The organism is Haladaptatus sp. R4 (assembly GCF_001625445.1).
Classification (GTDB): Archaea; Halobacteriota; Halobacteria; order Halobacteriales; family Haladaptataceae; genus Haladaptatus.
Window position 1 is genome coordinate 16219 of sequence record NZ_LWHG01000021.1, and the last position, 26150, is coordinate 42368.

The window sequence follows — 26150 nt, forward strand, 5'->3', positions numbered from 1 at the left end:
GATGGACGTGGTGTGAAATAATCCGGGAATACAATTCTCCAAGGTAGCTCGAAATTACCACGGAGGAGAATCCTCACGCATATACGTTACAGGAGAAACAGATGAGTTGATACGATTCAGATGAACCGAGCGATTATGCGGCTTGTCGGTCACGTTTTTGTGTTTGTAGGTGTTCTCGGAACCGGTTTCGCAATCATAGTTGTCGCGATCAACCCAGACAAGGTACTATCCTGGTTTGCTGGCCTCGTGTGCTTCGTCATCTTCATCGTCGGATATCAACTCATCAAAGCCCTCAATGCGGTACAGAAGCAAACGTGATGAAGGAACCACAACGGGAAAATCAAACAGAATCTCGGATGACGACGATGGTCGTAGCGAGGTTCCAGAGGACGAAGCCGAGGAAGTAGAACGCGTCGTGGGTACTTTGGGACGTCGAGACGACTTACGAGCTTCGTGAGGTGGTGTTGAGTACAGTGACGGGATTACGATGTCGTCGCTTCCTCTCGTCCGTATTCTTCGTAAGAATAGTACAAGAATGACACAGCGACTCCCAACAGAATCGATGCCCACGACGGCAGACCCGGAAGTGGGAAAAGCATCACGAGGAGGAGCGCGACCAACGCAGTGATTATTCCGATCCCAAGCATATTGACGAGGGTCTTCCACGGGACAAGCGTATCGTCGGTCATTATGTAGCTGTTATCTCCATATCATATGATCTTTCCGCGAGTCTCGGCGACCACGCTCACGGTATCGGCCTCGGCACGGAGTACTCCGACATCGGCGCCACCGAGACGCAACAGATCGTCAGTCAATTTTCCACGCCGTCGGAAACGTTCGACACGCTGGGGCAGCGAACCGGAGCGACTCGGGATCGTATAACCAAAAAACCAGTAAAAGACGAACGTGGAGTCGTCCAAGCGAGTTCCTTCTATCGCCCGACAACCGCCTGCTTTAGCTCCGAAACGACCGGTGCGCCGTCCACGAGCCAGAGGATGAACACGCAGAAGTACGGTGCGAGGTAGATGCCGAGCACCATCAACTGCTGTTTCGCCGTGAGCGATTGAAAGAACGCGCCGATGATGTGGAAGGCGCGGTCGAACAGCGACACCGAATGGTGATACGGCGGAAGAGTCACCACGGGCCACAACACGCGGTCGAACGGCGACGCGTGGTGTTCCATGAACGCGACGATGATGTCCCCGACGAGGTGCGACCAGTAGCCGACAGCGAACGCGGCACCGATGTCGGCCTTGTCGTAGTACACCCCGAGGGCGATGACGAGCAGGCCGATGGGGATGGCGACGAACACCGAGTGGGCGACGGAGTACCCCTGTGGGAAGAGGTGGAGTCCCCACGAGAGGGGTTTGTCCACGAGGTCGGGAAGTTGCGTTCCGAAGAGGGCGGCGAGCACCGCTTTCCCGGACGGCGGCGCGCGCGTCCACGCGCGATGCCCGAGTGAGTACAGGGCGTACCCGAACGCGGCGTGCCCCCACGGCATCATGGGACGCTCACCACCGAACGGGGACGGTTGCGACCGAGCGGGAGGAATCGGGTCGTTGGTATCGTGTCCCTGTGTGAATATCTCATCACTCAGTCGGTAGTAAGTCGAGGGTTAAAAAATGCGGAGAACTAGCCACACGTTGCCCGATGTGTTCGATAATCCGTCGAACCGGTCGCTCCGTGGATGGCTGAAATTACTCGGAACGAAGTCGGGATGGGGTCGGTTACTCTTTCACGACGACTTTGCCCTTCGCGTCGGCGGTCACTTCGTAGACGTCGTAGTGAAAGGTGAGAGACACGTTATCGCGGGCGTCCCCGTAGCGGCGGGTTCGGAACAGCGCATCGAGGGCGTCGCAGTTGACGGCGGTGTGGAGCGGTTGCATTCGGCTCGGCTCCTCGTCCATGACGGTAGCGATGGCCCGGACGATACCGGCGCAGGTGTGCCCGTTCGCCATCTCTTTCTCGATGTCGAAGACGTACGTCGAGGACGTTTCCGCTGGGTTGTCGTCACTGACGTCCTCTATCTCTATTCCCATCCGTTCATCACTTGGTGAATCGACCACAGGTATACGACTATCCATCAGAGACGAACCAGTGATATAGCTATCGGCGATTTCGATAGTTGACACGACCGCTGGCAGTCGTCGGGTAGAACAGCGGTAGGACAGGAACGGGGGAGGGGATACGGTGAGTATGGAGAGGGAGGATGAGTGGGTGGAGGTCGCTCACTCGAATAGCCGTCGTTTAGTTGTCTCCCGACGCCGTCTCGGAGGTGGAAGAGAGCGGTCCGGAGTCCCGGACACGCTCGATTTCTATTCGACCATCGCTGTGGACCGTCACTCGATGGGGACCGTAGCGAAATTCGACGTTGCCGTCCGCTCGGGTGTCTCCCTGATGGGTCGCAGAAAAGAGGGAATCGAGCGCGTCGGGGTCGATGGTATCGTACAGTACCGGCCTAATTTCGGTCGGCGTCGTGCCTTCGTGCTCGGCAATCGCGTTGATGACCCGGATGCTGAGTCTTTCATCCTCGTTTGGACTTTCTTCGTCGGGAGCGACCATTGTATTCATCGCTACTACATATCCGCGCATAAACATAGCGAAATAGTGCGTAGAAGTCCTGAAAACTGTATTTATCGCTTGTGGCCGGGATGGGTGTCAAATATTCTTGATCAGGTGGCTCGTTTCACTTCCGATCCGGTTTGCACAGGTTAATTCCGGTCGCGAACCAACACACCCACGAATGTCGAACCGTGGCGGTTCACGCTTACCCGGTGTGGAGGACGAACACGAGGAGCGTATCGTCCTCCACGTCGACATGGACTGCTTTTATGCCTCCTGCGAGCGGCTCCGTGATCCGTCGCTGCGCGGCGAACCGGTCGTCGTCGGGATGGGCTACGAGGAGGGTGAATCTCACGGTGCCGTCGCCACGGCGAGCTACGAAGCCCGCGAACACGGCGTCGAGAGCGCCCAAGCCATCGGAACAGCGCTCGAACGACTGCCGAAAAAATCGGAAGAGAACGACGAGGCGAGCGGTGGCGAGGAGACAGCCGACGACGAAGAGGGCGATACGGACGACAGAGAGAGCGATACGGGTGACGGACATGACGACACGGGCGACGAAGTGCGGGGCTACTACCGCCCCGTCGATATCGAGTTCTACAAATCGGTCAGTTCGGACGTACGCGCCATCCTCCACGACTGTGCCGACACGGTGCGCGAGGTGAGCATCGACGAGGCATACCTCGACGTCACCGACCGAACCGCCTGGAACGTTGCGGAGGGGTTCGCCCGACACGTCAAGAACCGAATCCAGCGCGAGGTCGGCGTCACCGCGAAGCGTCGGCGTCGCGCCGAACATGAGCGCGGCGAAGATTGCGAGCGACTTCGACAAGCCCGACGGGTTGACCGTGGTCGAACCGGGCACCGTTCGGGAGTTCCTCGCACCGCTCGACGTTGCTGAGCTACACGGAATCGGCCCTGTGACGGCCCGCACGCTCCGTGAGATGGGTATCGAAACCGCCGCCGACCTCGCCGACGCCGACCCGCGCGTTCTCGCCGATCGGTTCGGCGAGCGCGGCCGGGAACTGTACCACCGAGCGCGCGGTGACGACGACCGGACGGTGACGCCGACGGGCCGCCCGAAGAGCCTCTCGCGCGAGTCGGCGTTCACCGACCCGACGACCGATACCGAGGAGAAACGAACTCGCGTCGCCAACCTCGCGGCGGCAGTCGCGGAGCGCGCCCGCGACAGGGACGCGATGTACCGCACCATCGGAGTGAAGGTCGTGACGCCGCCGTTCGACGTGCACACCCGCGCACGCTCGCTTCCGGGACCGGTGGACGAACCCGAACTCGTCGAGGAAGTCGCGCTCGATCTGTTGACCGAGTTCGACGACGACCGGGTTCGAAAGGTCGGCGTTCGTGTGTCGAACCTCCAGTTCACCGAGAGCGACCAAACCAGCCTCGACGGGTTCGAGACTCCGAAATCGACGGAGAACGAACCGAATTCGGCTTCCGAACCGAACTCGTCGGCTGACGCCGACTCGTCCGATTCGGCAGACAGGTGGGACAAATGGAAGAACACGGAGAATCCGCGAGACACAACCGACTCGTCCGAATCATCCGACCCGGACGAATCCGACGAGTCCGACGACAAGGATGGCCCGTCGCGGTCGGGAGACCGCGACGGGCAGGTGTCGCTCTCGGATTTCTGATTACCCCTCGCTTCCGGATTTCTGATTACCCCTGCCCCGCTAGTTCGGGTATGAACAAGTTGGCGGCGGTGGGCGAGGAGCGGTGGCATCTCCCCCAACACGCTCACATCATCGTCTACGAGTCCGAGCAGGGTGACGAACTGCTCACCATCTACGACTGCGGCGCGGCACAGAAGCCGCCGTCGGCGCAGGTCATCGGCAACCTCGTCCGGGTTCGGGCGGAGCACGAACTCGAACGGACGGTCACGGGCTACGTCGTAAGTATGCGGGAGAAATCGGTGCTCGAAAAACAGGACGACGATCACTTCGTTATCGTTTCTAACGGATCCGATTAGAGCGGTTCCACGAGGTTTTCCAGCGCGGCTTTCGGGTCGTCGGCCTTTGCGACGCCGCTTGCCAGGAGAACGCCTTCGGCGCCGAGTTCCCCCGCCGCCACGAGGTCCTCGCCGGTGCTGATTCCCGCGCCACAGTAGACGCTCACGTCGTCCGAGACGGCTTCCGCGGCGGCCACGGCGTCGGTGACGATGTCCGGGTCGGCCTTGCTGACGGGCGTACCGGTGCCGATGAGCTCCGGCGGTTCGACGGCTACGGCGTCCGGTCCGAGGGCGGCGGCCGCGCCGACCTGTTCGGGGTTGTTGGCACAGACCGTCGTGTCGAGGCCGACGCGCTCGGCGGCGTCGAGTCCGGCGTCGATGTCCGCGAGTTTGAGCCTGCATTCGGAGTGGTTGAGCATCGTGCCTGTCGCACCCGCGTCGGCGACTGCCTCCGCGAGGGTGCTCCCAGTGTGGCTACCGTGTTCGACCGGACTGACGTGTTGTCCCCACGTTTCGACGCCGGTGTCGGCCACGCGAGAGAGGTGGGCCGCCTGCGGTGCCACGGCGATATCGACGCCGTAGTCGTCTGCAACGTCGCGAGCCGCCTCCGAGATTTCGATTGGGTCGCACGGATACGCCTTGAGATTGACGAGTACGAACATATCCGGAGCGACTGTCGGCGCACCCAAATAGGTTCCGCCATCCCGAAAACTCGCGCGGTGCGCCGGAGGGTGAAACGGTTCTTTCACTCTTCACAACCACTTTACTTATCATCTACAATTCACGAGTATGGCAGGTAGTCACAGGCGGTTGGTCGCGCTCTCGCTGGTCGTCCTCGTCGTCCTCGCCGGGTGCGCCGGAATGGGCGGCAACGACGCGGCGAAGAACGATGCCGCGCGCGAAAACGGTGGCGGGTCGAACCACGCCGACCGCGGGAGTTCGAACGGGCAGAGCGACTCGGCTCCACAGTCGGCGCTGTCGGTCCAACAGCGGATGCTCGTACGGAACGGAAACGTCTCTCTGTCGGTCGAAGACTTCGAGGAGACGCGGACGACGCTGACCCGACTCGCCGGAAAACGTGGTGGGTTCGTCAGCGATTCGAGTCAGCGCGTCCACCGACGGGGTAACCGGACGTGGAAGTCCGGCGAAGTCGTCTTCCGCGTCCCGAAGTCGAACTTCTCGGCGTTTTTCGACCGAGCCAAAGGAATGGGAGACGTCGAACACTCGAACACCGCGACGATTGACGTGACCGACCAACTGGTGGACTTGAAGGCGCGACTGACGAACCTCCGATCACAGCGCGACAAACTCAGATCGCTCTACGAGAACGCGAGCGATACCGACGCCGTTCTCTCCGTCCAGAAACGCCTCTCGGACGTGCAGTCCGAAATCGAGCGACTGGAGGCGAAGCAAAAATCGCTGAAGAATCGAGTCGCCTACTCGACGGTCACGGTGACGATGCACGAGTCGGTGCCCGCTTCCGACACGAAGGTCTCCCGCGAGAAGTCGTGGTACGACGCGGGCGTCGTGGCGGCGTTCCTCGATTCTATCGACAGCGTCGCCGTCGTACTCCGCGCTCTCGTCGTCGGCGCGGCGTACGCCCTCCCGTACTTCGCCGTCCTCGGAATCCCGGTCGGCGCGGTGGTCGTCTTCTGGCGACGGCAGTAACGGAAGCAGTGATCTTCGTTCTCGTTCGCTCCGGAAGAGCAAACTCTTCCGTGCTCCCGTTCGCACGCTCACGGGAACTTCGTCGCCGACGCTTCGCGCCAGTTTCCAACGGGACCGAAGGTCCCGCCCGGCTCACGCGAACCGCGTCAGAACACGTTCTGACTGGTTCTCACTCACTTCGTTCGTGAGACCACGGCAAGACAAACCGGGTCTTGCCTGGTCGCGTTCGCTCCGCTCACGCGACCTCGGGCAGAACTTCCTCCTCGTAAAACTGGAAGAACGATTCCTGATCGGGACCGATCTGATGGACGTACACGTGGTCGTACCCCGCGTCCGCGAACCCCTCCAGGTTCTCGATGTGCGTTTCGGGGTTCGGGTCGGTGATGATGTTTCCCTCGGCGATATCCTCGCGGGTGACCATCTCGCAGGCCTGCTCGAAGTGGGTCGGCGTCGGCAGTTGCGAGTTGAGTTCGCCCGTGAGGGCGCTGTTGGGCCACCACTCGTGAGCCGTGTCGATGGCGTCCTCCTCGTCCTCCGCGTAGCAGACCGTCATCTGGCTGTATCGTGGCCCCTCGCCACCCGCGTCCTCCCACGTTTCGATCACGTCCTGCGGGCCGACGCTCCAGAACCCGTCCCCGAGTTCGGCGGCGGCGCGGGCCGCCGTGTCGCCGAACGCCGAAACAACGATATCCGGCGGCTCCTCGGGCAGCGTGAAGAGGCGCGCGTTCTCGACGGTGAAGTGGTCGCCGTAGTAGCTCTGTTGTCCGCCCTGCCACAGTTTTCGGATGATCTCGATGGCCTCTTCGAGCATCTCCAATCGGACCGAATGTTCGGGCCAGTGCTCGCCCGTGACGTGCTCGTTCAGGCGTTCGCCCGTCCCGACGCCGAGGAAGAAGTCGCCCTCGAACATCGTCGCGGCGGTGGCGGCGGCGTGCGCCACGTTCACCGGGTGGATTCGCATGATGGGACAGTTCACCCCGACGCCGACCGGTAGGTCGTCGGTAGCCTGTGCGATGCCGCCCAACGTGGACCAGACGAACGGCGCGTTCCCCTGTTGGCCGACCCACGGGTGGAAGTGGTCGGAGATGGACGCGAACTCGAAACCGACCTCCTCGGCCCGGACGGCGTGCTCGACCAACTCGTTCGGCCCGTGCTCCTCGCTCGAAACCGTGTAGCCGATTTCCGTCATATCGTTCCCCCGTCGATGGACGAATCGAATGTCATGCCACAGGCGCTACATCGTTCCTCCGCATGAGACTGCTGGCTGAAAACGCAAGGACGGTTATTAGCGCTGGAGACGCTCGAACCGCCTCGGACTGGGTTCGTGTGAGCGTTGTTGCTGTTCGCGTCGTTGTCCCTGTTGACGGTGCTGTTGCTGCCATCGCCGCTCTTGCTGGTATTCGTGCTGTTGTGGTTGTTGCTGGTCGCCGCGTTGCTGTCGTTTCCCGTACCGCCGTTCGCGTTGCAGTCGCTCCTGGCGCAGTTTTCGCTCCTGTCGTCCCCCGCGAATCATCGTCCGTTCCACGTCGGTCAGTTGTTCCCCGGAGACTTCCTCCTGCCGTCCTCTCCGACCGTGGCCGTATCGTCGTCCTTGTTGGCGCTGATGGCGTTGCGGTCCCTGCCGCGAGTCTTGTCGTTCACCCCGTTGGTGGTGTCCTTGCTGGTGTCTTCCCCCTCGTTGACGGTAACGTTCTTGCCGTCGTTGGTGATGTTGTCCACCGTGTCGTCGTTCGCGTGATTTTCCCTGCGGTTGGTCCCCTCGTGTCCCTGCTCCGTCCGCGGGCCACCGTATCGTTTCATCCTCGACTCCTGTCCGCGACTGCGTTGGCTCTCCCGGTGCTGATGATGTGTCATTTTTGCCCAAACAGGACACGCTGGGAACTCGCTTAGTCGTACTGGCCGCGGGTGGCCATCCTTAAGGCCGGTCGGTGACACCTCCCGATATGGAACCACGAGACCTCTCCGCGCATATCGCGTATCAGGCCGGACGGGGCATCGAGGAAGTCGCACGGGAACTCGACATGGACCCCGACGACCTCGTGAAACTCGCATCGAACGAGAACCCGTTCGGCCCGAGTCCGGCGGCGGTCGAGGCCATTCGGAACGCGGCCGGGAACGCCAGTAGCTACCCGAAAGCATCGCACACCGACCTCACCGCTCGCCTCGCCGAGCGGTGGAACGTCACGCCCGAACAGGTGTGGCTCGCCAACGGCGGCGACGGCGCGCTCGATTACCTCTCGCGCGCCATGCTCGACCCCGGCGATGCCGTCCTCGTCCCGACACCCGGCTTCGCCTACTACGGAATGAGCGCCCGCTACCACCACGGCGAGGTGAACGAATACCACCTCTCGCCCGACGACGGTTTCGCGCTGACCGCCGAGACCGTCCTTTCGGACTACGACGGCGAGCGAATCGTCTACCTGACCAGCCCACACAATCCATCCGGCGGGCGATTCTCGTTGGACGCGGTGACGGAAATCGCCGAGAGAGTGGATGAGAACACGCTCGTCCTCGTGGACGAGGCCTACGGCGAGTACGCCGATGCGCCGAGCGCGATTTCGCTGCTCGATGAACGGGACGACAGCGACACATCCCCCGATGTGTCTGGCAATCGCGCTTCGCGCGATGATGTCGCCGTTTTGCGCACCTTCTCGAAGGCCTACGGACTGGCGGGCGTCCGTCTCGGATACGCCGTCGTCCCCGAGGAGTGGGCCGACGCGTACGCACGGGTGAACACGCCCTTCGCCGCCAGCGAACTCGCCTGCCGGGGCGGCCTCGCGGCGCTCACCGACGACGAACACGTCGAGAAATCCGTCGAAACGGCTCGCTGGGCGCGCGAATACATCTACGACAATCTCGACGCGCCGACGTGGGAGGCCCACGGCAACTTCGTCCTCGCGGACGTCGGCGACGGGGAGGCGAGCGCGGTGGCCGACGCGGTACAGGAACGCGGCGTCATCCTCCGCGACTGCACGAGTTTCGGACTCCCGAACTGCGTGCGCATCACCTGCGGAACGAAGGAGGAAACGCGCCGCGCCGTCCGCGAACTCAACGAGGTGCTCTCCCCGTGAGGGTCGCCGTCACCGGGACGCCCGGAACCGGGAAGACGACCGCGACGGAACTGGTCGAATCCGACCTCGACGTCGTCCACCTGAACGACGCGATCCGTGAGGAAGGACTTCACGACGGCGAGGACGAGGAGCGCGGAAGCCTGTACGCGAACCTCGACGCGATTCGTGAATGGTTGGCGTCCCGGGGCGACGACCTGCTCGTCGATTCGCATTTGGCCCACCATTTCGATGCGGACCGGGTCGTCGTACTGCGCTGTCATCCCGAGGAGCTGTCGAAGCGGCTGCGTGAGCGAGGCGAGTCGGACGCGAAGGCGGAGGAGAACGCCGAGAGCGAAGCCCTGGACGTGATTCTCTCCGAAACGGTCGCGGAACACGGTCCCGATTCGACCTACGAAATCGACACGACCGACCGGACGCCCGAGGCCGTCGCGTCGGACATCGAAGCCGTCGTCAGAGGGGAGCGTGCACCTTCGGCCGGAACCGTCGATTATCTGGAGTACCTCTAATGCTCGACCAACTTCGTCCCGTCGCAAACCGCGCGCTTCGACCGTTCGTCTCGGCCTCGACGAGCCTCGGATTGACGCCCAACGCGGTGAGCATCATCGCGTTCGTCCTCGCCGGTGGTGCCGGGGTGGCGTTCTACTTCGGCCCGGACGTGCCCATCTGGTACCTCGTCGGTGCCATCCTCGTCTTCCTGAACGGCTGGCTCGACATCCTCGACGGTGCGCTCGCCCGCGAACTCGGTACCGACTCGCCCGCAGGCGACCTGCTCGACCACGTTCTCGACCGCTACGCCGACATCATCCTCATCGTCGGATTCGCGGCGGGAATCGGGGATTTCGTGCTCGGACTCGCCGCCGTGACGGGCGTGCTGATGACGTCGTATCTCGGCACGCAAGCCCAAGCGGTCGGATTGGACCGCGTGTACGGTGGTCTGCTCGGCCGTGCGGATCGGTTGGCGCTCATCGGCGTCGTCGGTGCGATCGCCGCGTTCGTTCAGTCCATCGGCGGCTACTCGTTGGTCGCCCTGTTGCTCGGCTTGTTCGCCGTCGTGGGGCACCTGACGGCGCTCCAGCGCTTTTACTACTCCTGGCGTGCCTTGGCCTGACGTGGCGTGCCATTTATGAGTCGAGACGGTAAAGGTCAAGGTATGGTTCAGTGTGAGATGTGCGGTGCCGAAACGGCGTCTCCCAAGACTATCAAAGTCGAAGGTGCGGAACTGGACGTGTGCGACAACTGTTCCGACTTCGGAACGGAAGTCAAGACACAGCAGACGTCCACCACCTCGACCAAGTATTCGACGTCCTCGTCGTCCTCGGGTGATTCGAACACCGGCACCGGTAGTACAGGGTCGTCCGGCGGACGCTCGCGCCGTCACGACATGTTCGACGACATGGAGGAGATCGCACAGGATTACGACGACAGAATCCGCAACGCGCGTGAATCCACCGGTCTGAGTCAAGAAGAACTCGCCAAGGAACTCAACGAGAAGGCGAGCCTCATCAGTAAGCTCGAACACGGTGACATCCTCCCCAGCGACAGCGTGCAGAAGAAACTGGAGAAGAAACTCGACATCAGCCTCACGGCTGGTAGCTCCGGCGCGGACGATGAGGAGTGGAGCGGCGGCAGTTCCACCGGCAGCTACACCCTCGGCGACGTCGTCAAGCGCAAGGACTGAACGCCGAGTTTTATCGCTATTTTCGTTTTCCACCGCTCGTGAGCGATAGGTACAGTTGTGAGTCGGTGAGTCCCTGAGCGATAGGTGAGTCATTTTCACCGTCGAAGCCCCTACCGTGGAAACCCCGTGACGTGGTTGTCGACCCGAAACCCGTATCGCTACCCTTGGAAAAACCGGCGACTCGATTCGACGCTGACGAGGTCGAGCGCACCGTCGAACGTGATTTCGACCGATTGGTGAGGTTCGACCGGACGGACGGTGTGGTCGTCGGCGAGGAGTTCCACGCCGTCCTCGTCGCGTTCGACGGTCAGCGTGACCGGACCGCGAAGCACCCAGTTATCGACGTGGATGGCGAACGGCGCGACCGGAACGACGGAGAGGACGTCCGACCCCTGTTGGACGACCGGCCCGCCCGCATCGTGTGCGTAGCCCTGACTGCCGACGGGGGTGGCGACGACTACGGCATCGGCCCTGAACTGGGACACCTGTTCGTCCTCGATTCGGACGCCGTATTCGGAGATCCGAACTGGCTCGCTCGTTACGAGCGTCGTATCGAACAGCGCCCGTGCGACGTGCTCGCCGTCGACCGTGATCGAGAGCAGGGGTCGGTCCACCGTCGTCCACTGCTCCGCGAGGAGGTCGTCGATTGCAGCCTCGATGTCCGAGGGGGAAACGCTCTCCACGCCCGCACCGGAATCGACGGGCAGGACTGGGACCGACACGCCCGAACGGACGAGGTCGGTGACCGCGTGCTCGCCGTCCGCGACGACGACGGTCGGCCCAGCGTCGATGACGGATCGGGCGTCGTCGCTCGCGGTTCGTTCCGGTTCGTCACCGAGCGCGTCGTCGATGCGGTCCGCGAACGAGTCTCGACCGGTGACGATTCCTACGTGCATTTCGGCCTCCCTCGGCCGTGGTCGCGTCGGAGATTCATTACCTAAAGAGTCTCACTCCGACCTGAAAAGGATACCGCGCTCGTCCCCCGAGAAAGGGGCAAAAACGAACGACGGGTCAGTCATCGTACGATCTGTCGTCGTACGGTCAGTCGTCGTACGGCCAGTCGCCGATGATCTTCATCCCTGCGGCCTGGTCCTCTGCTTCGAGTGCGTCGGCGATTTCCCGGGGGTCCTTGTGCTCGACTTCGTAGTCGTCGCTGGCGAGGTGTACCGCGAGGTCCGTCAGGAGGATGGCTTGCTCGCGGAGGTCGCGGACTTCGAGTTTGTCCAGCGTGTCCGCGAAGGTGTGACCCCAGCCACGGCCCTCGTCGCCCGTTTCGCTGCCGACGTGATAGCCCGGCACGCCCCACTGGACGAACGGCCAGTGGTCGCTGTGCGGTCCCTGGTGGGGAATCGTGCTGATGGGGTGGCCGTACTCATCCGCGACTTCGTGAGCGGCGTCGTCCAGCGCGTCGAACCCGTGGGTGGTGAACGTGAGCGTCCGACCGCGACCGACGCCGTCGTTGTTCAGGATGGCTTTGATGCCGTCGAAATCGGTTTCGCTCGCCATGTGGGCCGACCCGTCGAGACCGACTTCCTCGGCACCGAAGGCGACGAAGTGGACCTTCGTGTCGAGTTCGTCTTCGCGCTCGGCGAGCGCGCGGGCTATCTCGACGACCATCGCGGTTCCCGCGCCGTTGTCCATCGCTCCCTCCGCGATGTCGTGAGCGTCGATGTGGCTGGTGACGAGTACTTCCTGTTCGGTGTCCGGACCCAACTCGGCGTGGACGTTCTGGCTGGTCGCGTCGTAAATCTCGGCATCGACGTCGACCGTCACCTCGTCACCGTCCCAACGGCGAGCGAGTCGCGTCCCGACCTCTTTTGAGACGCCGACAGCGGGGATGTCGCCGATGGGGTCCTCCTCGGTGCCGACGCTGCCGGTCGGCGGGAGACAGCCCTCGACGTGGTTTCGGAAGACGAAGGCGGCCGCCCCACCGTCGACGGCGTAGTAGTACTTTTCCCGGCGGTGGATGAACCGGTCGAAATAACTCGGCACGTTCGAGGCGACCATGACGACCTTCCCCTCGATGTCGTGTTTCTCGAAGTCGGACGGGAGACCGTATCCCAGGTCGATCAGTTCACCGCTCGCGGATCCGGCGGGACTGCGCGGGAGGGCGATGCTCTCCTGTGTCGTGTCGCCCGCCGTAATCGAACTCGTCCCCCGTGTCCACCCCTGCACGTCGAACTCGGCCAGGCGGGCGTTCCGTGCGCCGACGTCGGTGAGCGTATCGCGGGTCACTTCGGCGGCTTCCCGTTCGCCGTCGCTGCCGGTCATCCGATCACCGATATCGACTATCGTTTCGAGAAAATTCCATCCTGCATCGCTCGTGAACGTCCGTCCGATCCACTGTGACATACGCTTCCACATATCGTAGCGGTAGCCTAAATGTTTCGAAACGTAATATCCCAACGAATCGTTAGTTATCAGCGTGGAACCGGCAATATTTTCGGTGATTTATAATCAAGGTACTTAAGGTGACTGAATATCTTCTTCGATATTCCTTCTATGGCGATGTTTTATAACGAATGATGCCGATTGACCGATAGACAGTCGGTGATTCTACGATATGGCTTCACAAGTTCCGGATATGGCGCGCGTGGTTGGACTCGACGGCAACGTCGATGGGGACGTGGACCTCTCCTCGACGGACGTGGAGAGCATGTACCGGTTACAGGTACTCGCCCGGACGTTCGACCAGAAAGCCGTCTCGCTCCACCGGCAGGGGCGAATCGGAACCTACGCGCCCTTGCAGGGACAGGAAGCGGCCCAAGTCGGTGCGGCCTACGCGCTGTCACCGGACGATTATTGTTTCCCGACCTACCGCGACCACGGCATCTACATCACCCGCGGCCACGCGATGCGAGACATCCTCCTGCACCTTTCGGGGGCGGGAAACTACGTGGACCGCGAGGATGCCGAAGGACTGCGGACGTTCCCGCCGACGATTCCCATCGCCACCCAACTGCCCCACGCCGTCGGCGTCGGCATGGGCGCGAGTTATAAAGACGACGACTGCGCCGTGCTGGCGAGTTTCGGAGACGGAGCGACGAGCGAAGGTGACTTCCACGAGGCGATGAACTTCGCAGGTGTGTTCGAGACCCCCACCGTCTTCTTCTGCCAGAACAACCAGTGGGCGATTTCGGTGCCGCGCGAGCGCCAGACCGCGAGCGCGACCATCGCCCAGAAGGCAGGGGCCTACGGCTTCGAAGGCGTCCGCGTGGACGGCAACGACGTGCTCGCGGTCTATCGAACCGTCTCCGACGCACTCGAACGCGCAAAGGCGGGCGAACCGATACTCGTCGAGGCCGTCACGTACCGACAGGGTGCCCACACGACGACGGACGACCCGACGAAGTACCGCGACGAGGCCGAGGTCGAAGAATGGGCGGAGAAGGACCCGCTCGTTCGCACCCGCGAGTATCTCGAAAGCGAACACGGATGGACGGACGAGGACGAGGAGTCGCTTCGGGAGGAGGCGAAGGCACAGGTCGCGGAGGCCGTCGAAGCGGCCGAAGCACACGACGGCTACGACGTGGACGCCATCTTCGACCACGTCTACGCGAGCGAACACCCTCGGCATCCGCGTCAGCGTGACGCCGTTCCCGAGAATCCCGACGTGGACCGATAACCGCTGTCTCGATTCCCACCACGGTCGCCAGCAACGTTATGTGTCGTGCTGTGGTAGCCGAGACGGGGATTTCCGATGGAACGTCACGAACGCGGACCGGGGGAGTACGGCGCCGAGACAGAGAAACTGGCCGATATCGCCGAGATGAAAATCACAGAGCCGACGCTGACGTGGCTCGAAGTTTCACATCCACAACAACCGATTCCGCTCGGGCAAAACGACCGGGTTATCGACAGCCGATTCAACGAGCAACAGGACGTCTGGGAAGTGTTACTGATCGCACTTCCCGATGAAAACGAGGAGTAGTTACAGCATATCCTTCTGTTTCATCCCCTCGATGAGGTCATCGACGAGTTCGTCGACGGTATCGTAGGGGAAATCCTGCGCGTCGTTCATCTTCGTCGCCAGTTCCATCGCGGTCAGACTGGTGTCGCCCGCTTCGAAACGCGTACCGGGTCCGTTCGGGAGCGCCGGAACGAGTTCCATCGGGTTGCTGACCGGGTAATCCGCGCCTTCGAATGCGTCGTGAAACTGCTGTCGGAATTCCGCTTCTTTGTCGGCCATGTCACTCCTTGTGTGGGTAATCGGCAAAAACGTTCCGGAACCACAATACACAAGTTGTGAGTTTATTCACCGCTTCAGGGAGGTTTATACTCCGATACGCGAGAGATTCGGTATGGCATTCGATTTCGATTTCGACTTGTTATGCGAACTGACGGAGACGAACGGGGCGGCGGGATACGAGGACCGGATCCGCGAAATCGTTCGACGGGAAATGGAACCCGAAGTGGACGAACTCTACACCGATGCGATGGGGAACGTCATCGGAACCATCGAGGGGACGGGGGACTACGAAGTCGCCGTCGCGGCACACATGGACGAGATCGGGTTCATGGTTCGCTACGTGGACGACGACGGGTTCGTCTCACTGGACGCGCTCGGCGGGTGGGACCCCCGTGTTCTGCGAGCACAGCGCGTCACCGTCCACACGGACGACGAGGACCTGACGGGCGTCATCGGGTCGGTACCGCCGCATCTCCTGGACGGCGACGAAGGAGAGGAGGACGTCGAGGATATCTACGTCGACCTCGGCCTCCCGGCCGACGAGGCCGACGAACGCGTCTCCGTAGGCGACATCGTCACGATGGAACAGACGACGACGAAAGTCGGTAACAACGTCTCCGGCAAGGCACTGGACGACCGCATCTGTCTGTTCTCCATGCTGGAGGCGGCGAAACGCATCGAGAACCCGGACGCGACCATCCACTTCTGTGCGACCGTTCAGGAGGAAGTGGGCCTTCGTGGTGCGACCGCGCTCGGTGTCGACGTCGACCCCGACCTCGCAGTCGGCCGACGTGACCGTCGCGAACGACTTTCCGGCGGTGAGTAAGAAGCGGGATTACGTGACTCGTCTCGGGGACGGCACCGCGATAAAGCTCAAGGATGGCAGCGTCGTCACGACGCCGAAAGTACACAAACGAATGCGCTCGGTGGCGGAATCGGAGGACATCCCATACCAACTCGAAGTGCTCCCGTCGGGCGGGACGGACACCGCCGGGTTCCAGAACACCTACGGCGCGAAGCCAGTCGGCGCGATCTCGATTCCGACCCGATATCTCCACACCGTCACCGAGAGCGCCAACGGCGACGACGTGTCGGCGACCATCGACCTGCTCACCGCCTTCCTCGAAACCGAGGACGGCGAGCACGACTACTCGTTGTAGTCTCCCAACTATCGGCCGCCCCGAACGCCGTCACTCCGCGTCGTCCGGCGTATCGAAGTCGTGGAACGCACGCCCCTTTTCGGTGCTCAAGATATCCAATCCGGCGGCCGCACCGCCGCCCACCGAGATCGCCGCCTGAATCTTGTCCGAACGGGCGGTCCACCCGGCGGCGTAGGCGTTTTCGACCGTCGTTGCGCTATCCGAATCGGTTTTCACCGTACCGTTGTCGTTCAACTCACAGCCGAGCGCCTCGGCCATGTCCCGTGATTGTCCGGTCGTGAAGACGACGTAGGTCGCATCGTACTCGCCGTTCTCCGTCGTCACGGTGAACCCGTCGTCCGACTCTTCAACGTTCGTTACCTCCTCACCCTGTTTTCGTTCGGCACCCTGTTCGTCCACCTGTTCGCGAGCGATTCCCAGAAACTCGTCCCCCCCGATGCTCTTGATTCCGAGGTAGTTGAACAGGTGCGCCGCGTGCATCGCGGTTCCGTCCGTGTCGAACACGACCGTATCGAGTCCGTTCTTCGCGGTGAACAGCGCCGCGCTCAGACCGGCAGGACCGCCGCCGATGACAGCTACGTCTGACATGTGACGTCAGTTACCACGCTGACGTGCATAAACCTCATCGCTCCAGCAAGTGCTTCGTCTTCGCGTGCCGATACAGGAACATGGGCTCGAAGCCGACCTTCGCGAGCGGGCTTCCCGCCTCGCCGAGCGCTGGAAACCGATACTCCACCCTGTCACGGACGAGCGTCTGCCTCTGGTCACCCGCGTAGAACTGATGTGTGTGTTTCCACTCGGGAAACGGCCCATCGGACATCTCGTCCCGAAACATCGCCGCGTAATTCTCCTCTTCGCGCTCGACGATGATCGAAGTCCAGCGCTGACGTGGACCGACGCCGAAGGGGCGAAGCGACATGCGGATTTGGGTTCCCGCCTCCAGCACGTCCGGGTTTGCCTCGCCGTCCGGACCACGAACCCCCTCCACTCGAAGGTTCATCCACTCGGGCGTGAGCGCCTCCAAGCCGTCCGTGGTCGAGTAAAACCGCCACACGTCCTCGAACGGCGCATCGACCCACACTTCCCGCTGATAGATAGCCATTGCCGATAGTTCCCGCTCTCCGGTAAAAATGCTTGTGCGTAACCAGTAAGAGCGCGTTATCGCCGTCATAGGGAGTTTTATAATCGCGAGAGACGGCAACTGAGCATGGTCGATATTCGACTCGTCGAACCGACCGACGCCGAGGCGATCACCGACATTTACGCCCCCATCGTCCGCGAAACGGTCATCTCCTTCGAACGGACGCCACCCGACGAAGCGGAGATCGAAAATCGGATCGAAGCCACCCTTCCGGCGTACCCGTGGTTGGTCTGTGTCCACGACGACGAACTCCTCGGGTACGCCTACGCGAGTCCCCATCGATCTCGGGAGTCCTACCAGTGGTCGGTGGACGTTTCGGTGTACGTTCGTTCCGACCACCATCGGTCGGGTATCGGACGGGGACTCTACGAATCGCTGTTCACACTCCTTCGGGAACAGGGGTATTACAACGCCTACGCCGGAATCGCGCTCCCGAATCCGGCCAGCGTCGGTCTGCACGAGTCTCTGGGATTCGAGCAGGTCGGGACGTATAGAGACGTCGGCTACAAGGACGGTTCGTGGCGGAGTGTCGGCTGGTGGCACTTACGACTCGTCGAAGAAACCGATGGAGACAAGGCCGAACCGACACCGCCGCGCTCGCTGTCCGCACTCGACGGGAGCGTCAGGGACGATGCGGTAGGACTCGGCCGCGGATCGATACGGCTCTCGTGAGACGCACTCGGAAGACTACTTGAGACGTTCTTGAAGAAACGACGGATGGGCCGCGGTGACGCCGTCGATGGTGAGAATGTCGTCACTGATGACGGTGCCGACCGCGCCGCCGTTCGGTGCGCGAACTTCGGCCATCAGCATGTGGTCGCCGCTACACGTGTAGAGGGTGTCGATATCGTCCAGATTTTGGAGCGCCCGCGTCGCTTCGACGTACCGTTCACTTTCGACATCGATGCCCACGAGCGCGATGCTCTGACTGGACAGCTTCTTCGGGTCGATCTCGGCGGAATAGCCGACGATAACGCCTTCCTCTTCGAGCTTTTCGATGTACTTTCGAACCGTTGGCTTCGAAACACCAGCGCGATTCGCGATTTCCGAGTACGACGCCTGTGCATCGTCCTCTAAGACGTGGAGGATACGGTCTTCGGTCGATTCCGTACTCATGATACCAGGATGTTTCCCGCACAGGAAAAAATACCTTGCGAAGTGAAAAACACATTGGCGGCCACGAAAAGGTTGTTCGAACCGACGAGAACGGCGAAACGAGATTACTTGTGGCGGTCGAGCAGGTCGTAGCTCCGTTCCCACTCGTAATCGTCGTCGAAGTACCGCTCGGCGAGCGGCGATTCCGGCATGTCGCCGGTCGACTGTTTCTCCTGCTGGTAGGAGGGTCGCTCGTCGTTCACGTAGAAGCGCCCGGTGAGGACTTTGCCCTCGTAGAGCGTCCTCGGTGTCGTGCGCCATCTGCATCGCTTCACGACGGTCGTGAACGTCGAAGTCGTAGTCGTCGCTGTCCTGCACGTCGATGTACGGGACGTACTGCTTTGCGTCCTTGTTCCACGTCGGGCACTGCGTGAGGAAGTCCACGTGTGCGAACCCGTCGTGTTCCATCGCCTCGGTGAGGATTTCCTTCGCCTGGTTCGGGTTGACCGCCGCCGTTCGGGCGACGTACGTCGCACCCGAGGTGATCGAGAGCGAGAGCGGTCGAATCGGACTCTTCGCGCTCCCTTTCGGTTGGGTCTTCGACTTGTGTCCCTTCGGCGACGTGGGCGAGGTCTGCCCCTTCGTCAGTCCGAAGATCTCGTTGTCGAAGACGATGTAGGTCATGTCGTGGTTCTCACGAGCCGTGTGCATGAAGTGGTTCCCGCCGATTCCGTAGCCGTCACCGTCACCGCCAGCGGCGATGACTTCGAGGTCGGGGTTTGCCATCTTGGCCGCGCGTGCGACCGGTAGGGAGCGCCCGTGGATGGAGTGGAAGCCGTAGCTCTGGAAGTAGCTCGATAGCTTCCCGGAACAGCCGATACCGGTGACGAGGAGCGTCTCGTCCGGCGTGCGGCCGACCTCGGGCATCGCCTGTTTCAGCGCCTTGAGGACGCCGAAGTCACCACAGCCCGGACACCACGTCGCCTGTGGTTCGAGGCTGGGCGTGAACTCGTTCACGTCGATGTCTCGTTCTTCGTCGATTGCGTTGAATACACTCATTTTCAGTCACCCGTTGCGGATTCGATGCGCGTGTTGTGCGCTGGGTTGGCGTCGCCGTCGATTCGTGCTTCGAAGCCGTCAACGACTTCCGAAGGCTCGAACGGGTTGCCGTCGTATTTCAGCAGGCTGAACAGCTTATCGCCGTGCTTGCCGGTCGCGCCTGGATGTGTCGGCGGAACTGTGCCGTGGCGTTCATCTCGACGACGAGCACCTCGTCGACGTCTTCGAGGAAGGCGTTGACCTCCTTCTTCGGGAACGGCACCATGTCGCTGACGTTCATCGTCTTGACCGAGTGGCCGTCCTCGTTCAGCATTTCGACGCCCTCTTCGACGGCACCCTTCATGCTACCGAAGCTGAGGATGGCGTAGTCGGCGTCCTCGTCGCCGTAGACGGTCTGGTGGGACTCGTCCATGTCGTCGAGTTCCTCGCGGATGGCCGCGAGTTTCTCCATACGACGGTCCATCTGCGTGACACGGTTGTCCGGGTCCTCACTGATGTGACCGGCTTCGTTGTGCTCGTTACCCGAGGCGAGGAAGTTGCCGCCCTTCTGTCCCGGCAGGGACCGCGGACTGACGCCGTTCTCGCCGTCGTAGCGGTAGCGCTTGAATCGACCGGCGAGGCGTTCTCCCTGCTCGATTTCCTCTTCCGTAACGACTTCGCCGATGTCCGGGTTCGGATCACGGTCGAACGTCGATTCCGGAACGGTTTCGTGACCGCCGGAGAGCTTCTGGTCGTAGAGGATGATGCTCGGAAGCTGGTAGTTGTACGCGAGTTCGAACGCCTTTCGCGTCTGGATGTACGATTCGCGTGCGTCACCCGGCGCGAACACGACGCGGTTCGAGTCTCCCTGACTCGTGTACAGGACGTGTTCGAGGTCGCCCTGTTCGGGTTTCGTCGGCATCCCGGTCGATGGACCGGCACGCATCGATTCGACCAACACGAGGGGCGTCTCGTTGATTTCGGCGAGACCCAGCGGTTCGGACATCAGTGCGAACCCACCGCCGGACGACCCGCTCATCGCCTTTGCGCCCGCGTGGCTCGCACCGATTGCGAGCGCCGCGGCGGCGATCTCGTCCTCGACCTGCTCGGAAATCCCGCCGAGGTCGGGGAGATGTTGGGTCATGATGGTGAACACGTCCGTCCACGGTGTCATCGGGTATCCGGAGATGAACCGGCATCCCTCGTCGATGGCACCGTAGGCGATACCGTGGCTGCCCGAGATGAGCACCTTGTCGTCGTCGTAGTCGCTCTCGGGGAGCGTGACGCCGACGTCCGTGTCGTAGTTCTCGTTGAGGTCCTCGTAGGCCGCACGGAGGACTTCGAGGTTCGGTTCGAGGATTTTCTCCGGCATGGCCTCGGCCATCAGGTCTTCGATGATGTCGAGTTCCATCCCGATGATGGCGCAGGTCGCGCCGACACCGGCCGTGTTTCGCATGATCTCACGACCGTACTCCTTGGCGAGTCCGCGGAGGTCCAGATCGAAGACGTGCCAGTTGTTCTCCTCGACACGTGCATCGAAGTCCGGAATGTCGTCGGTGTCGAGCAAGCCGGAGTCGTAAATGATGACTCCACCCTCGCGGAGTTCGTCCAAGTTCTCCGTCAGGGGCTTGATTTCCTCGTTACCGTAGTATGCTTCTTCCTGTGGGTTCCGCGCGAAACTGTCTCCGAGCGCGAGGAGGAAGTTGTAATTGTCCCCGCGCGATTTGACTTCGTGGTCCGCCGCGCGAATCTCCACGTAGGTGTGGCCGCCGCGAATGCGCGACGGATAGTGTCGGTGCGTGAATACGTGTAACCCTGCTCGCATGAGGGCTTTTGCGAAGTTCTGACTCGTCGAGTCGATCCCGTCACCGGAACCGCCTGCGATTCGCCAGATGAGTTCGTCATCCGTCATAATTGAAACTCCATGGCCTCCCGGGCCTGGTGGATAAGAATTGTATCGCATGCTGGTAAAGCCTTTGCCATAGATTGGCAAGGAACTTTTGTGATAGATGGCGTCTACCGGCTGATTTCACCGTTTCTCCTAGAATAAACTTCCTATTTAGTAATGGTTATTTAAATAGCAATAAATGAACGCGAAGGTTATCTCAGTCTCGTTACAAAGTCGCCAAACCTATTAATAGTTTAATATAATATGAGATATAAATCAAATAGCTTTTTAAAGCAAAGGGACACAAAACTCGCAGAATTGCATGAACCGAGTCGTCACGAGTATTTCAGTAGTACTCCTCCTCACGACAGTATTTTTCCCGGCGATAGCGGCGGCAAACGAACCGCCGCTCGCTGACGCTGGACTCGACCAGCACGTCGCGCGCGGAAGCACAGTCCTCCTCGATGCCTCCGGATCACACGACCCGGACAGCCACATCGAGCGATACGAGTGGTCGATACGAACCCCGGACGGGCGAACGATCACGCCGAACTGTCGAACGTGTCCGCAGACCCGGTTTCACCCGAACGAAGTCGGACGATACGCGGTTTCCCTGACGGTTACCGACGAGGACGGGACGAGCAGTCACGACACGTTGTACGTAACCGTCGCTCCGGGAGACGGTCCGTCTGTCGACGTGTCCGGCCCAGAAAACCCACACGTCGGCGAACAGTCGGTGTACTCCGTAACCGTCAATGCCGGTGCGGCACCCCTCAACCACGTCGTGTGGTCGCTTGACGGAAAAACGGTCGCCACGGACTCCCTTTCTGGCGGCAACGATGCCGAAACCCTCACACGAACGTTTTCGAACGCAGGAACGCGGACCGTCACGGCGACGGCCTACGATACGGACGGTCAAACCGACACTGACACGCTGCGTATCTCCGTCCAAGCGAATCGTGCCCCATCAGTACCACGAGATACACTCGCGAATCGGTTCTCACCCACGATTTCCGGGGACGAATTGGTCACCGGTACTACACCGCTCCGAGGAACCTACAGCATCCAATCCACGGCTACGTCGTCGCAGGTACGCTCCATCACGTGGTTCGGTGACGGTGCACAGACCGGTAACGGTCGGGCACTGGCGGCGAAATGGAAACCCGGCGACCATTCGTTGTATGCTCTCGTCACCTATTCGGATGGTTCCCGCAACATCGCACGCTTTTCGGGTGGAACAACGACCGTCACAGCCGATCCAAAACCGACCGTCAAGTTACCCTCTTTCGATACCTTCGGGTCCGTCTCCGGCAGTGCGTATGCGACTGATGCGTATGCGAACTTGAAGTCAGTTCACGTCAAACTCGGCGGCAAGGAAATCGGACGCACGAAAATGGACGCCACCACACCCGGTGGGATGCAGCGCCACCGGACGGTGTCGTTCGACTCGAAGGATTTCAAGCCCGGTGAGAAGTATACGCTCACCGTCTCCGCAGTTGACACACGCGGGCAGACAACGACGCTCACGCGGACGATAACCCCCTCGAAAATGCCGGAGATCGTTCAATCCGGATTCGTCAACAACGACGTGGATTCGTATAATACGCGAATCGATCCGAAACGATATATTGCACATCACGTAACGAAGATCAAATTGAACGGAGTGGATCCTAGTAGCGTACAAATAGCAGACTCAAATGTGAATCCAGATATCCATGATCTATCTAAGAGCAGAAGCACAGATGAAGGGGTATTGGTTGTTAAGGAAGATATTGCAGGCAATCATCCTGGCAAATACAATATTAACTCCAGATATTTTGTTTTGAATGATAAAAGGGAGCAGATGAGTGAAAAGCTCCATAGCAAATCTACGCTACACGTGACTCCTTCTCCTCCAGAAATCCGGTTGGACGTCACCAACGATGGCACAAATGGCTACAGGGCAATTAACTGGGGTATTGTTGTAGACGCGAGCGGTTCGTTTGACCCAGACCATACAAAATTGAGATATGTCTGGATGAAAGGTGCTCAACCAATCACTGCAGACAATAAAACAGCAAAATTTTCATCAGTCAGTTTTGCAGAATTGAAGATTAAGGATCGATATGGCCTAACGGCGAAAAAGAAGTTCAATTATCTCAATGATTATGTTCCAAATGTTCAATCGGTTAAGGAACTCTCAAACGGTCCTTACAAACCGAACGATACAGTCAGACTTCGAGTGACTACAAATGGATTCCAATTCAGTAAGAACAGATACCAATATAATTACCATTTGGGCATCGATGTTAAGGGCGCATCTGGTTCCGTTGTAGATTGGAAAAAGCATGGAGTAAAGGACAAGAATAAAACTATCAACCAGAAGAGTGGAGAAGTTCGAATGTATACCGGAATCGTGGAAATTCCTGCCTCGGAGTTGTTCCAGACGAACGGGCAAGCGAAAATCCGAGTATACAACGAAAACAAGCCGGAGACGTACAAGGAGGTGGATATTCCCGACGTCACAGTGTACAGAAACTATGGGAAACGATGGACGAATCCCAGAATCAAGGACACGAGCTACTTGGTGAACCAACCAATTTACGACTGGAAGACAACCAAATCACCGACGGAACGTGACCAGTATCTCTCGAACGGATATTCCGTGGATGAGAAAACGCGGGACGGATTCGAGTATGCGATTCAAAAGCGGACGAAGGTTGCGGATGCTAAATACAAAGACGTCGATCGAAGCTTCTCGACCAAGCTACAACAGTCCGCATTTCTCCAAGTACACCCGGACTGGTGGTCCAACGGTCGGACGGCGAAAAAACGGACGTACACGACGACGGAACACGAGTGGCGTGACTCGAAATCCGGAAAAGGGACGTTCACGGGTGACACTCGGCGGGTGCAGACGTCTCCGGCACAGTATCGGATGCTGAACCAGTACGCACACAGACACGACGTGCAGAAAACAGGGACGAAAACGGTGAGAAAGCGGAAAACTGTCACCGTGACCAAAACGGGGACAAAATACGTCATGCAGTGTAGCCGGTATGGTATCTGCATGGAAGTGCCGAAGCAGTACACCTACACGGATACGGTCACCAGAACGTACACGACGACCGAGTACTACACGTATACCGTCACCGAGACGGATTATTACTGGTCGTACCAGAAGTTCCACTACGACGATTGGGCGACTGGGAAGCAGAAACGACGAAAAGTCGAGGATGCTCAATACGAGACGCAGTATTATTACGAATACAAGGAGCAGCACACGGACGTCGACTACACCTACGACGTCCAAACGAGGAAGAAAGTTCAGGATGCGCAGTACGAGTGGCAAGATAAACTGACGACGACGAAATTGGACCTTGCAATGTCGTACTCCCAACTCGATGGTTGGCGAATCGGGGAGGCACAGCCAAACGTACGGTGGGACCTGAAGAAACAGACTGGATCGAAAACGACGACTTCAGATGTTCACCTAGAGGGCGATACCGTCCTCAAGACGTACGTTACCGCAAAAGTAGATGTCGTTCAGCAGTACGTCACTCAGGATAGCAAAATCAAGAACGAATCTGTCGGTAGCAAGATCGTCCACGAGTCGTATCACAAGTTTGTAACAAAATATAAGATTAGGAAACTACTCAAATCACGACACAAAAAAGAGGGTGATACAGACGACAAAGGATTGCACTACACGAAGTAACACATTACTTTTATATATTATAAAACATCAACTCGGGGGTATGGAACGGAAAAAACGTCTGATTTGGATTATAGTTTTAGTTTTGGCAGCGACTGTTGTTTCGAGTGGGAGCGCTAGCTCAACTTCTTCCTCCAATTGTCCTGTTTCTACAGAGGGAAATGATCGAGTTATTCACTCATCACGGGGTGCATGTATCAAAATAAATCATTCTAAGAACCATCTTCACATGGACATATATAATCCTACATCAGAATACCTGATCGACTCTGGTTATATCGTTCTCGTGGATGATACTCGGTTTCAAAGGGAATTCTTTGATCTCAAACCTGGAGAGCATGTCGAACGAAATATGGACTTCACAAAGGCGTTAGACGTTATTAAGGACAACCACTCAATAACCATTTCAACATATGGTAACCTGACAACTTACAACTTCACCGAGAAAATAAATGCCTCTGCTACAACTAAAATTCCAACCCCTTATATCGCGAACGTCACGGTGGCTGATGGAACCATCGACGGGAAGCCATCATCTGTCGCGTACGTCACCATAGTCAACCCATCCATGCGTCGATATTCCACGAAATTGTTCGTCCACACGCTCGGTACGGACGGTAGTTTCTATGCGCCATCCCCGCAACCCCATAACTCTACTCGGATCAAAGTCGAATTACTCGACAAAGAAGACACGAAGATAGCGGGGGAGGCACGCCTCTACACGGGCAACCTGACGAAGAAGGGCGGTGGGATAGATCAAGTCGGATTCGCTGGGAAGGCTGGCGAGGAAACCAAGCAGTGGAACGAATCGTTCCAACCCGTTCGCCCGACGTGGATGAGCAACCACTACCATTACACGAACGACACGTACTCCCAGGGCCCCGCCGAGAAACTCAGTGGAAATCAGGACGTCGGAGGCATTCCGATCATCTACTTCACCCCTGCCCTGTTCATCGGACTACTGTTCGTCTGGCGGTGGCGCTGAGTGCCGAACGAG

25 protein-coding genes and 4 pseudogenes are annotated in these 26150 nt (G+C 59.7%); 13 read left to right on the plus strand and 16 right to left on the minus strand.

Annotated features, from left to right (window positions below):
• Positions 1-482: 482 nt before the first annotated feature.
• From A4G99_RS09520 to A4G99_RS09540, 4 genes are all read right to left on the minus strand, one after another.
• Positions 483-689 carry a hypothetical protein gene (locus A4G99_RS09520; protein ID WP_066142637.1) on the minus strand — a complete coding sequence of 69 codons (207 nt, stop codon included), beginning with the start codon at positions 687-689 and terminating at the stop codon, positions 483-485.
• A 242-nt stretch (positions 690-931) separates the two neighbouring features.
• On the minus strand, positions 932-1504 hold the full coding sequence (locus A4G99_RS09530; protein WP_066142641.1) for a metal-dependent hydrolase: 573 nt from the start codon (positions 1502-1504) through the stop codon (positions 932-934).
• 223 nt (positions 1505-1727) lie between these two features.
• Complete coding sequence (locus A4G99_RS09535) at positions 1728-2066, minus strand: HalOD1 output domain-containing protein (RefSeq protein ID WP_223301808.1); 339 nt, start codon at positions 2064-2066, stop codon at positions 1728-1730.
• 181 nt (positions 2067-2247) lie between these two features.
• Positions 2248-2562 (minus strand): HalOD1 output domain-containing protein, encoded by a 315-nt coding sequence (locus A4G99_RS09540; RefSeq protein ID WP_066142646.1) that lies wholly within the window; start codon positions 2560-2562, stop codon positions 2248-2250.
• Positions 2563-2743: 181 nt separating this feature from the next.
• On the opposite strand from A4G99_RS09540, the pseudogene A4G99_RS09545 reads away from it, so the two are divergent.
• Positions 2744-4217, plus strand: a pseudogene (locus tag A4G99_RS09545) (helix-hairpin-helix domain-containing protein).
• A gap of 50 nt (positions 4218-4267) precedes the next feature.
• Positions 4268-4552 carry a hypothetical protein gene (locus A4G99_RS09550; protein WP_066142649.1) on the plus strand — a complete coding sequence of 95 codons (285 nt, stop codon included), beginning with the start codon at positions 4268-4270 and terminating at the stop codon, positions 4550-4552.
• Here A4G99_RS09550 and tpiA read toward each other — a convergent pair.
• Positions 4549-5193 (minus strand): triose-phosphate isomerase, encoded by a 645-nt coding sequence (gene tpiA / locus A4G99_RS09555; protein ID WP_066142653.1) that lies wholly within the window; start codon positions 5191-5193, stop codon positions 4549-4551. The genes A4G99_RS09550 and tpiA overlap by 4 nt on opposite strands.
• Before the next feature lie 127 nt (positions 5194-5320).
• On the opposite strand from tpiA, the gene A4G99_RS09560 reads away from it, so the two are divergent.
• Positions 5321-6199, plus strand: a complete 879-nt coding sequence (locus tag A4G99_RS09560; protein WP_066142655.1) for a DUF4349 domain-containing protein — start codon at positions 5321-5323, stop codon at positions 6197-6199.
• A 235-nt stretch (positions 6200-6434) separates the two neighbouring features.
• Here A4G99_RS09560 and A4G99_RS09565 read toward each other — a convergent pair whose 3' ends face one another.
• The 3 genes from A4G99_RS09565 to A4G99_RS09570 form a co-directional block, all read right to left on the minus strand.
• Positions 6435-7388, minus strand: coding sequence for a TIGR03557 family F420-dependent LLM class oxidoreductase (locus A4G99_RS09565; protein WP_066142657.1), 954 nt, complete (start codon positions 7386-7388; stop codon positions 6435-6437).
• Between the two features lie 96 nt (positions 7389-7484).
• Positions 7485-7712 (minus strand): hypothetical protein, encoded by a 228-nt coding sequence (locus A4G99_RS25170; RefSeq protein ID WP_150123082.1) that lies wholly within the window; start codon positions 7710-7712, stop codon positions 7485-7487.
• 17 nt (positions 7713-7729) lie between these two features.
• Positions 7730-8053 (minus strand): hypothetical protein, encoded by a 324-nt coding sequence (locus A4G99_RS09570; RefSeq protein WP_150123083.1) that lies wholly within the window; start codon positions 8051-8053, stop codon positions 7730-7732.
• 89 nt (positions 8054-8142) lie between these two features.
• On the opposite strand from A4G99_RS09570, the gene hisC reads away from it, so the two are divergent.
• From hisC to A4G99_RS09590, 4 genes are read left to right on the plus strand one after another with little or no spacing between them, the layout of a single operon-like run.
• On the plus strand, positions 8143-9270 hold the full coding sequence (hisC, locus tag A4G99_RS09575; protein ID WP_066142664.1) for a histidinol-phosphate transaminase: 1128 nt from the start codon (positions 8143-8145) through the stop codon (positions 9268-9270).
• Complete coding sequence (locus A4G99_RS09580) at positions 9267-9776, plus strand: adenylate kinase family protein (RefSeq protein ID WP_066142667.1); 510 nt, start codon at positions 9267-9269, stop codon at positions 9774-9776. Before hisC ends, A4G99_RS09580 begins: the two co-directional genes overlap by 4 nt.
• Positions 9776-10378, plus strand: a complete 603-nt coding sequence (locus A4G99_RS09585) for a CDP-alcohol phosphatidyltransferase family protein (protein WP_066142670.1) — start codon at positions 9776-9778, stop codon at positions 10376-10378. The genes A4G99_RS09580 and A4G99_RS09585 overlap by 1 nt, the downstream gene beginning before the upstream one ends.
• Positions 10379-10420: 42 nt before the next feature.
• Positions 10421-10948 carry a multiprotein bridging factor aMBF1 gene (locus A4G99_RS09590; RefSeq protein WP_066142676.1) on the plus strand — a complete coding sequence of 176 codons (528 nt, stop codon included), beginning with the start codon at positions 10421-10423 and terminating at the stop codon, positions 10946-10948.
• Between the two features lie 158 nt (positions 10949-11106).
• Here A4G99_RS09590 and A4G99_RS09595 read toward each other — a convergent pair whose 3' ends face one another.
• Both A4G99_RS09595 and A4G99_RS09600 read right to left on the minus strand, forming a co-directional pair.
• Positions 11107-11844 (minus strand): NAD(+)/NADH kinase, encoded by a 738-nt coding sequence (locus A4G99_RS09595; protein WP_066142679.1) that lies wholly within the window; start codon positions 11842-11844, stop codon positions 11107-11109.
• Between the two features lie 145 nt (positions 11845-11989).
• The gene (locus A4G99_RS09600; protein WP_066142681.1) at positions 11990-13300 is read right to left on the minus strand and encodes a M20/M25/M40 family metallo-hydrolase; all 1311 of its coding nucleotides are present in this window, start codon (positions 13298-13300) and stop codon (positions 11990-11992) included.
• Positions 13301-13532: 232 nt separating this feature from the next.
• Here A4G99_RS09600 and pdhA point away from each other — a divergent pair, with 232 nt between their 5' ends.
• Both pdhA and A4G99_RS09610 read left to right on the plus strand, forming a co-directional pair.
• Positions 13533-14573, plus strand: a complete 1041-nt coding sequence (gene pdhA / locus A4G99_RS09605) for a pyruvate dehydrogenase (acetyl-transferring) E1 component subunit alpha (protein ID WP_066142685.1) — start codon at positions 13533-13535, stop codon at positions 14571-14573.
• Positions 14574-14648: 75 nt separating this feature from the next.
• Positions 14649-14879 carry a hypothetical protein gene (locus A4G99_RS09610; RefSeq protein ID WP_066142688.1) on the plus strand — a complete coding sequence of 77 codons (231 nt, stop codon included), beginning with the start codon at positions 14649-14651 and terminating at the stop codon, positions 14877-14879.
• On the opposite strand, the gene A4G99_RS09615 is transcribed toward A4G99_RS09610, so the two are convergent.
• On the minus strand, positions 14880-15137 hold the full coding sequence (locus A4G99_RS09615) for an MTH865 family protein (protein ID WP_066142691.1): 258 nt from the start codon (positions 15135-15137) through the stop codon (positions 14880-14882). It lies immediately after the preceding gene.
• Positions 15138-15249: 112 nt separating this feature from the next.
• On the opposite strand from A4G99_RS09615, the pseudogene A4G99_RS28710 reads away from it, so the two are divergent.
• Positions 15250-16297 (plus strand): annotated as a pseudogene (locus A4G99_RS28710) (M42 family metallopeptidase).
• Between the two features lie 30 nt (positions 16298-16327).
• Here A4G99_RS28710 and A4G99_RS09625 read toward each other — a convergent pair.
• Both A4G99_RS09625 and A4G99_RS09630 read right to left on the minus strand, forming a co-directional pair.
• A complete protein-coding gene (locus A4G99_RS09625) occupies positions 16328-16885 on the minus strand; it encodes an NAD(P)/FAD-dependent oxidoreductase (RefSeq protein WP_066142694.1) in 558 nt (185 codons plus the stop codon).
• Between the two features lie 34 nt (positions 16886-16919).
• On the minus strand, positions 16920-17399 hold the full coding sequence (locus tag A4G99_RS09630; RefSeq protein WP_066142697.1) for an SRPBCC family protein: 480 nt from the start codon (positions 17397-17399) through the stop codon (positions 16920-16922).
• Positions 17400-17504: 105 nt separating this feature from the next.
• On the opposite strand from A4G99_RS09630, the gene A4G99_RS09635 reads away from it, so the two are divergent.
• Positions 17505-18110: an arsinothricin resistance N-acetyltransferase ArsN1 family B gene (locus A4G99_RS09635; RefSeq protein WP_066142700.1), complete on the plus strand. Its 606-nt coding sequence runs from the start codon at positions 17505-17507 to the stop codon at positions 18108-18110.
• Between the two features lie 15 nt (positions 18111-18125).
• Here A4G99_RS09635 and lrpA1 read toward each other — a convergent pair whose 3' ends face one another.
• The 3 genes and pseudogenes from lrpA1 to A4G99_RS09650 all read right to left on the minus strand — a co-directional run bounded on the left by lrpA1 (position 18126) and on the right by A4G99_RS09650 (position 21483).
• Positions 18126-18554 carry an HTH-type transcriptional regulator LrpA1 gene (lrpA1, locus tag A4G99_RS09640; RefSeq protein WP_066142702.1) on the minus strand — a complete coding sequence of 143 codons (429 nt, stop codon included), beginning with the start codon at positions 18552-18554 and terminating at the stop codon, positions 18126-18128.
• Between the two features lie 104 nt (positions 18555-18658).
• A pseudogene (locus A4G99_RS09645) lies at positions 18659-19592 on the minus strand (thiamine pyrophosphate-dependent enzyme).
• 2 nt (positions 19593-19594) lie between these two features.
• Positions 19595-21483 (minus strand): annotated as a pseudogene (locus tag A4G99_RS09650) (2-oxoacid:acceptor oxidoreductase subunit alpha).
• Between the two features lie 298 nt (positions 21484-21781).
• Here A4G99_RS09650 and A4G99_RS09655 point away from each other — a divergent pair.
• Positions 21782-25156: a PKD domain-containing protein gene (locus A4G99_RS09655; protein ID WP_066142705.1), complete on the plus strand. Its 3375-nt coding sequence runs from the start codon at positions 21782-21784 to the stop codon at positions 25154-25156.
• Positions 25157-25382: 226 nt separating this feature from the next.
• A complete protein-coding gene (locus tag A4G99_RS27120) occupies positions 25383-26138 on the plus strand; it encodes a hypothetical protein (RefSeq protein ID WP_223301810.1) in 756 nt (251 codons plus the stop codon).
• Positions 26139-26150 lie beyond the last annotated feature (12 nt).

Coding starts and splice junctions, on each gene's coding strand:
- A4G99_RS09520 (WP_066142637.1), bottom strand. CDS start 689: ATGACCGACGATACGCTTGTCCCGTGGAAGACCCTCGTCAATATGCTT.
- A4G99_RS09530 (WP_066142641.1), bottom strand. CDS start 1,504: ATGATGCCGTGGGGGCACGCCGCGTTCGGGTACGCCCTGTACTCACTC.
- A4G99_RS09540 (WP_066142646.1), bottom strand. CDS start 2,562: ATGGTCGCTCCCGACGAAGAAAGTCCAAACGAGGATGAAAGACTCAGC.
- A4G99_RS09550 (WP_066142649.1), top strand. CDS start 4,268: ATGAACAAGTTGGCGGCGGTGGGCGAGGAGCGGTGGCATCTCCCCCAA.
- tpiA (WP_066142653.1), bottom strand. CDS start 5,193: ATGTTCGTACTCGTCAATCTCAAGGCGTATCCGTGCGACCCAATCGAA.
- A4G99_RS09560 (WP_066142655.1), top strand. CDS start 5,321: ATGGCAGGTAGTCACAGGCGGTTGGTCGCGCTCTCGCTGGTCGTCCTC.
- A4G99_RS09565 (WP_066142657.1), bottom strand. CDS start 7,388: ATGACGGAAATCGGCTACACGGTTTCGAGCGAGGAGCACGGGCCGAAC.
- A4G99_RS25170 (WP_150123082.1), bottom strand. CDS start 7,712: ATGATTCGCGGGGGACGACAGGAGCGAAAACTGCGCCAGGAGCGACTG.
- A4G99_RS09570 (WP_150123083.1), bottom strand. CDS start 8,053: ATGACACATCATCAGCACCGGGAGAGCCAACGCAGTCGCGGACAGGAG.
- hisC (WP_066142664.1), top strand. CDS start 8,143: ATGGAACCACGAGACCTCTCCGCGCATATCGCGTATCAGGCCGGACGG.
- A4G99_RS09585 (WP_066142670.1), top strand. CDS start 9,776: ATGCTCGACCAACTTCGTCCCGTCGCAAACCGCGCGCTTCGACCGTTC.
- A4G99_RS09590 (WP_066142676.1), top strand. CDS start 10,421: ATGGTTCAGTGTGAGATGTGCGGTGCCGAAACGGCGTCTCCCAAGACT.
- A4G99_RS09595 (WP_066142679.1), bottom strand. CDS start 11,844: ATGCACGTAGGAATCGTCACCGGTCGAGACTCGTTCGCGGACCGCATC.
- A4G99_RS09600 (WP_066142681.1), bottom strand. CDS start 13,300: ATGTCACAGTGGATCGGACGGACGTTCACGAGCGATGCAGGATGGAAT.
- pdhA (WP_066142685.1), top strand. CDS start 13,533: ATGGCGCGCGTGGTTGGACTCGACGGCAACGTCGATGGGGACGTGGAC.
- A4G99_RS09610 (WP_066142688.1), top strand. CDS start 14,649: ATGGAACGTCACGAACGCGGACCGGGGGAGTACGGCGCCGAGACAGAG.
- A4G99_RS09615 (WP_066142691.1), bottom strand. CDS start 15,137: ATGGCCGACAAAGAAGCGGAATTCCGACAGCAGTTTCACGACGCATTC.
- A4G99_RS09625 (WP_066142694.1), bottom strand. CDS start 16,885: ATGTCAGACGTAGCTGTCATCGGCGGCGGTCCTGCCGGTCTGAGCGCG.
- A4G99_RS09630 (WP_066142697.1), bottom strand. CDS start 17,399: ATGGCTATCTATCAGCGGGAAGTGTGGGTCGATGCGCCGTTCGAGGAC.
- A4G99_RS09635 (WP_066142700.1), top strand. CDS start 17,505: ATGGTCGATATTCGACTCGTCGAACCGACCGACGCCGAGGCGATCACC.
- lrpA1 (WP_066142702.1), bottom strand. CDS start 18,554: ATGAGTACGGAATCGACCGAAGACCGTATCCTCCACGTCTTAGAGGAC.
- A4G99_RS09655 (WP_066142705.1), top strand. CDS start 21,782: ATGAACCGAGTCGTCACGAGTATTTCAGTAGTACTCCTCCTCACGACA.
- A4G99_RS27120 (WP_223301810.1), top strand. CDS start 25,383: ATGGACATATATAATCCTACATCAGAATACCTGATCGACTCTGGTTAT.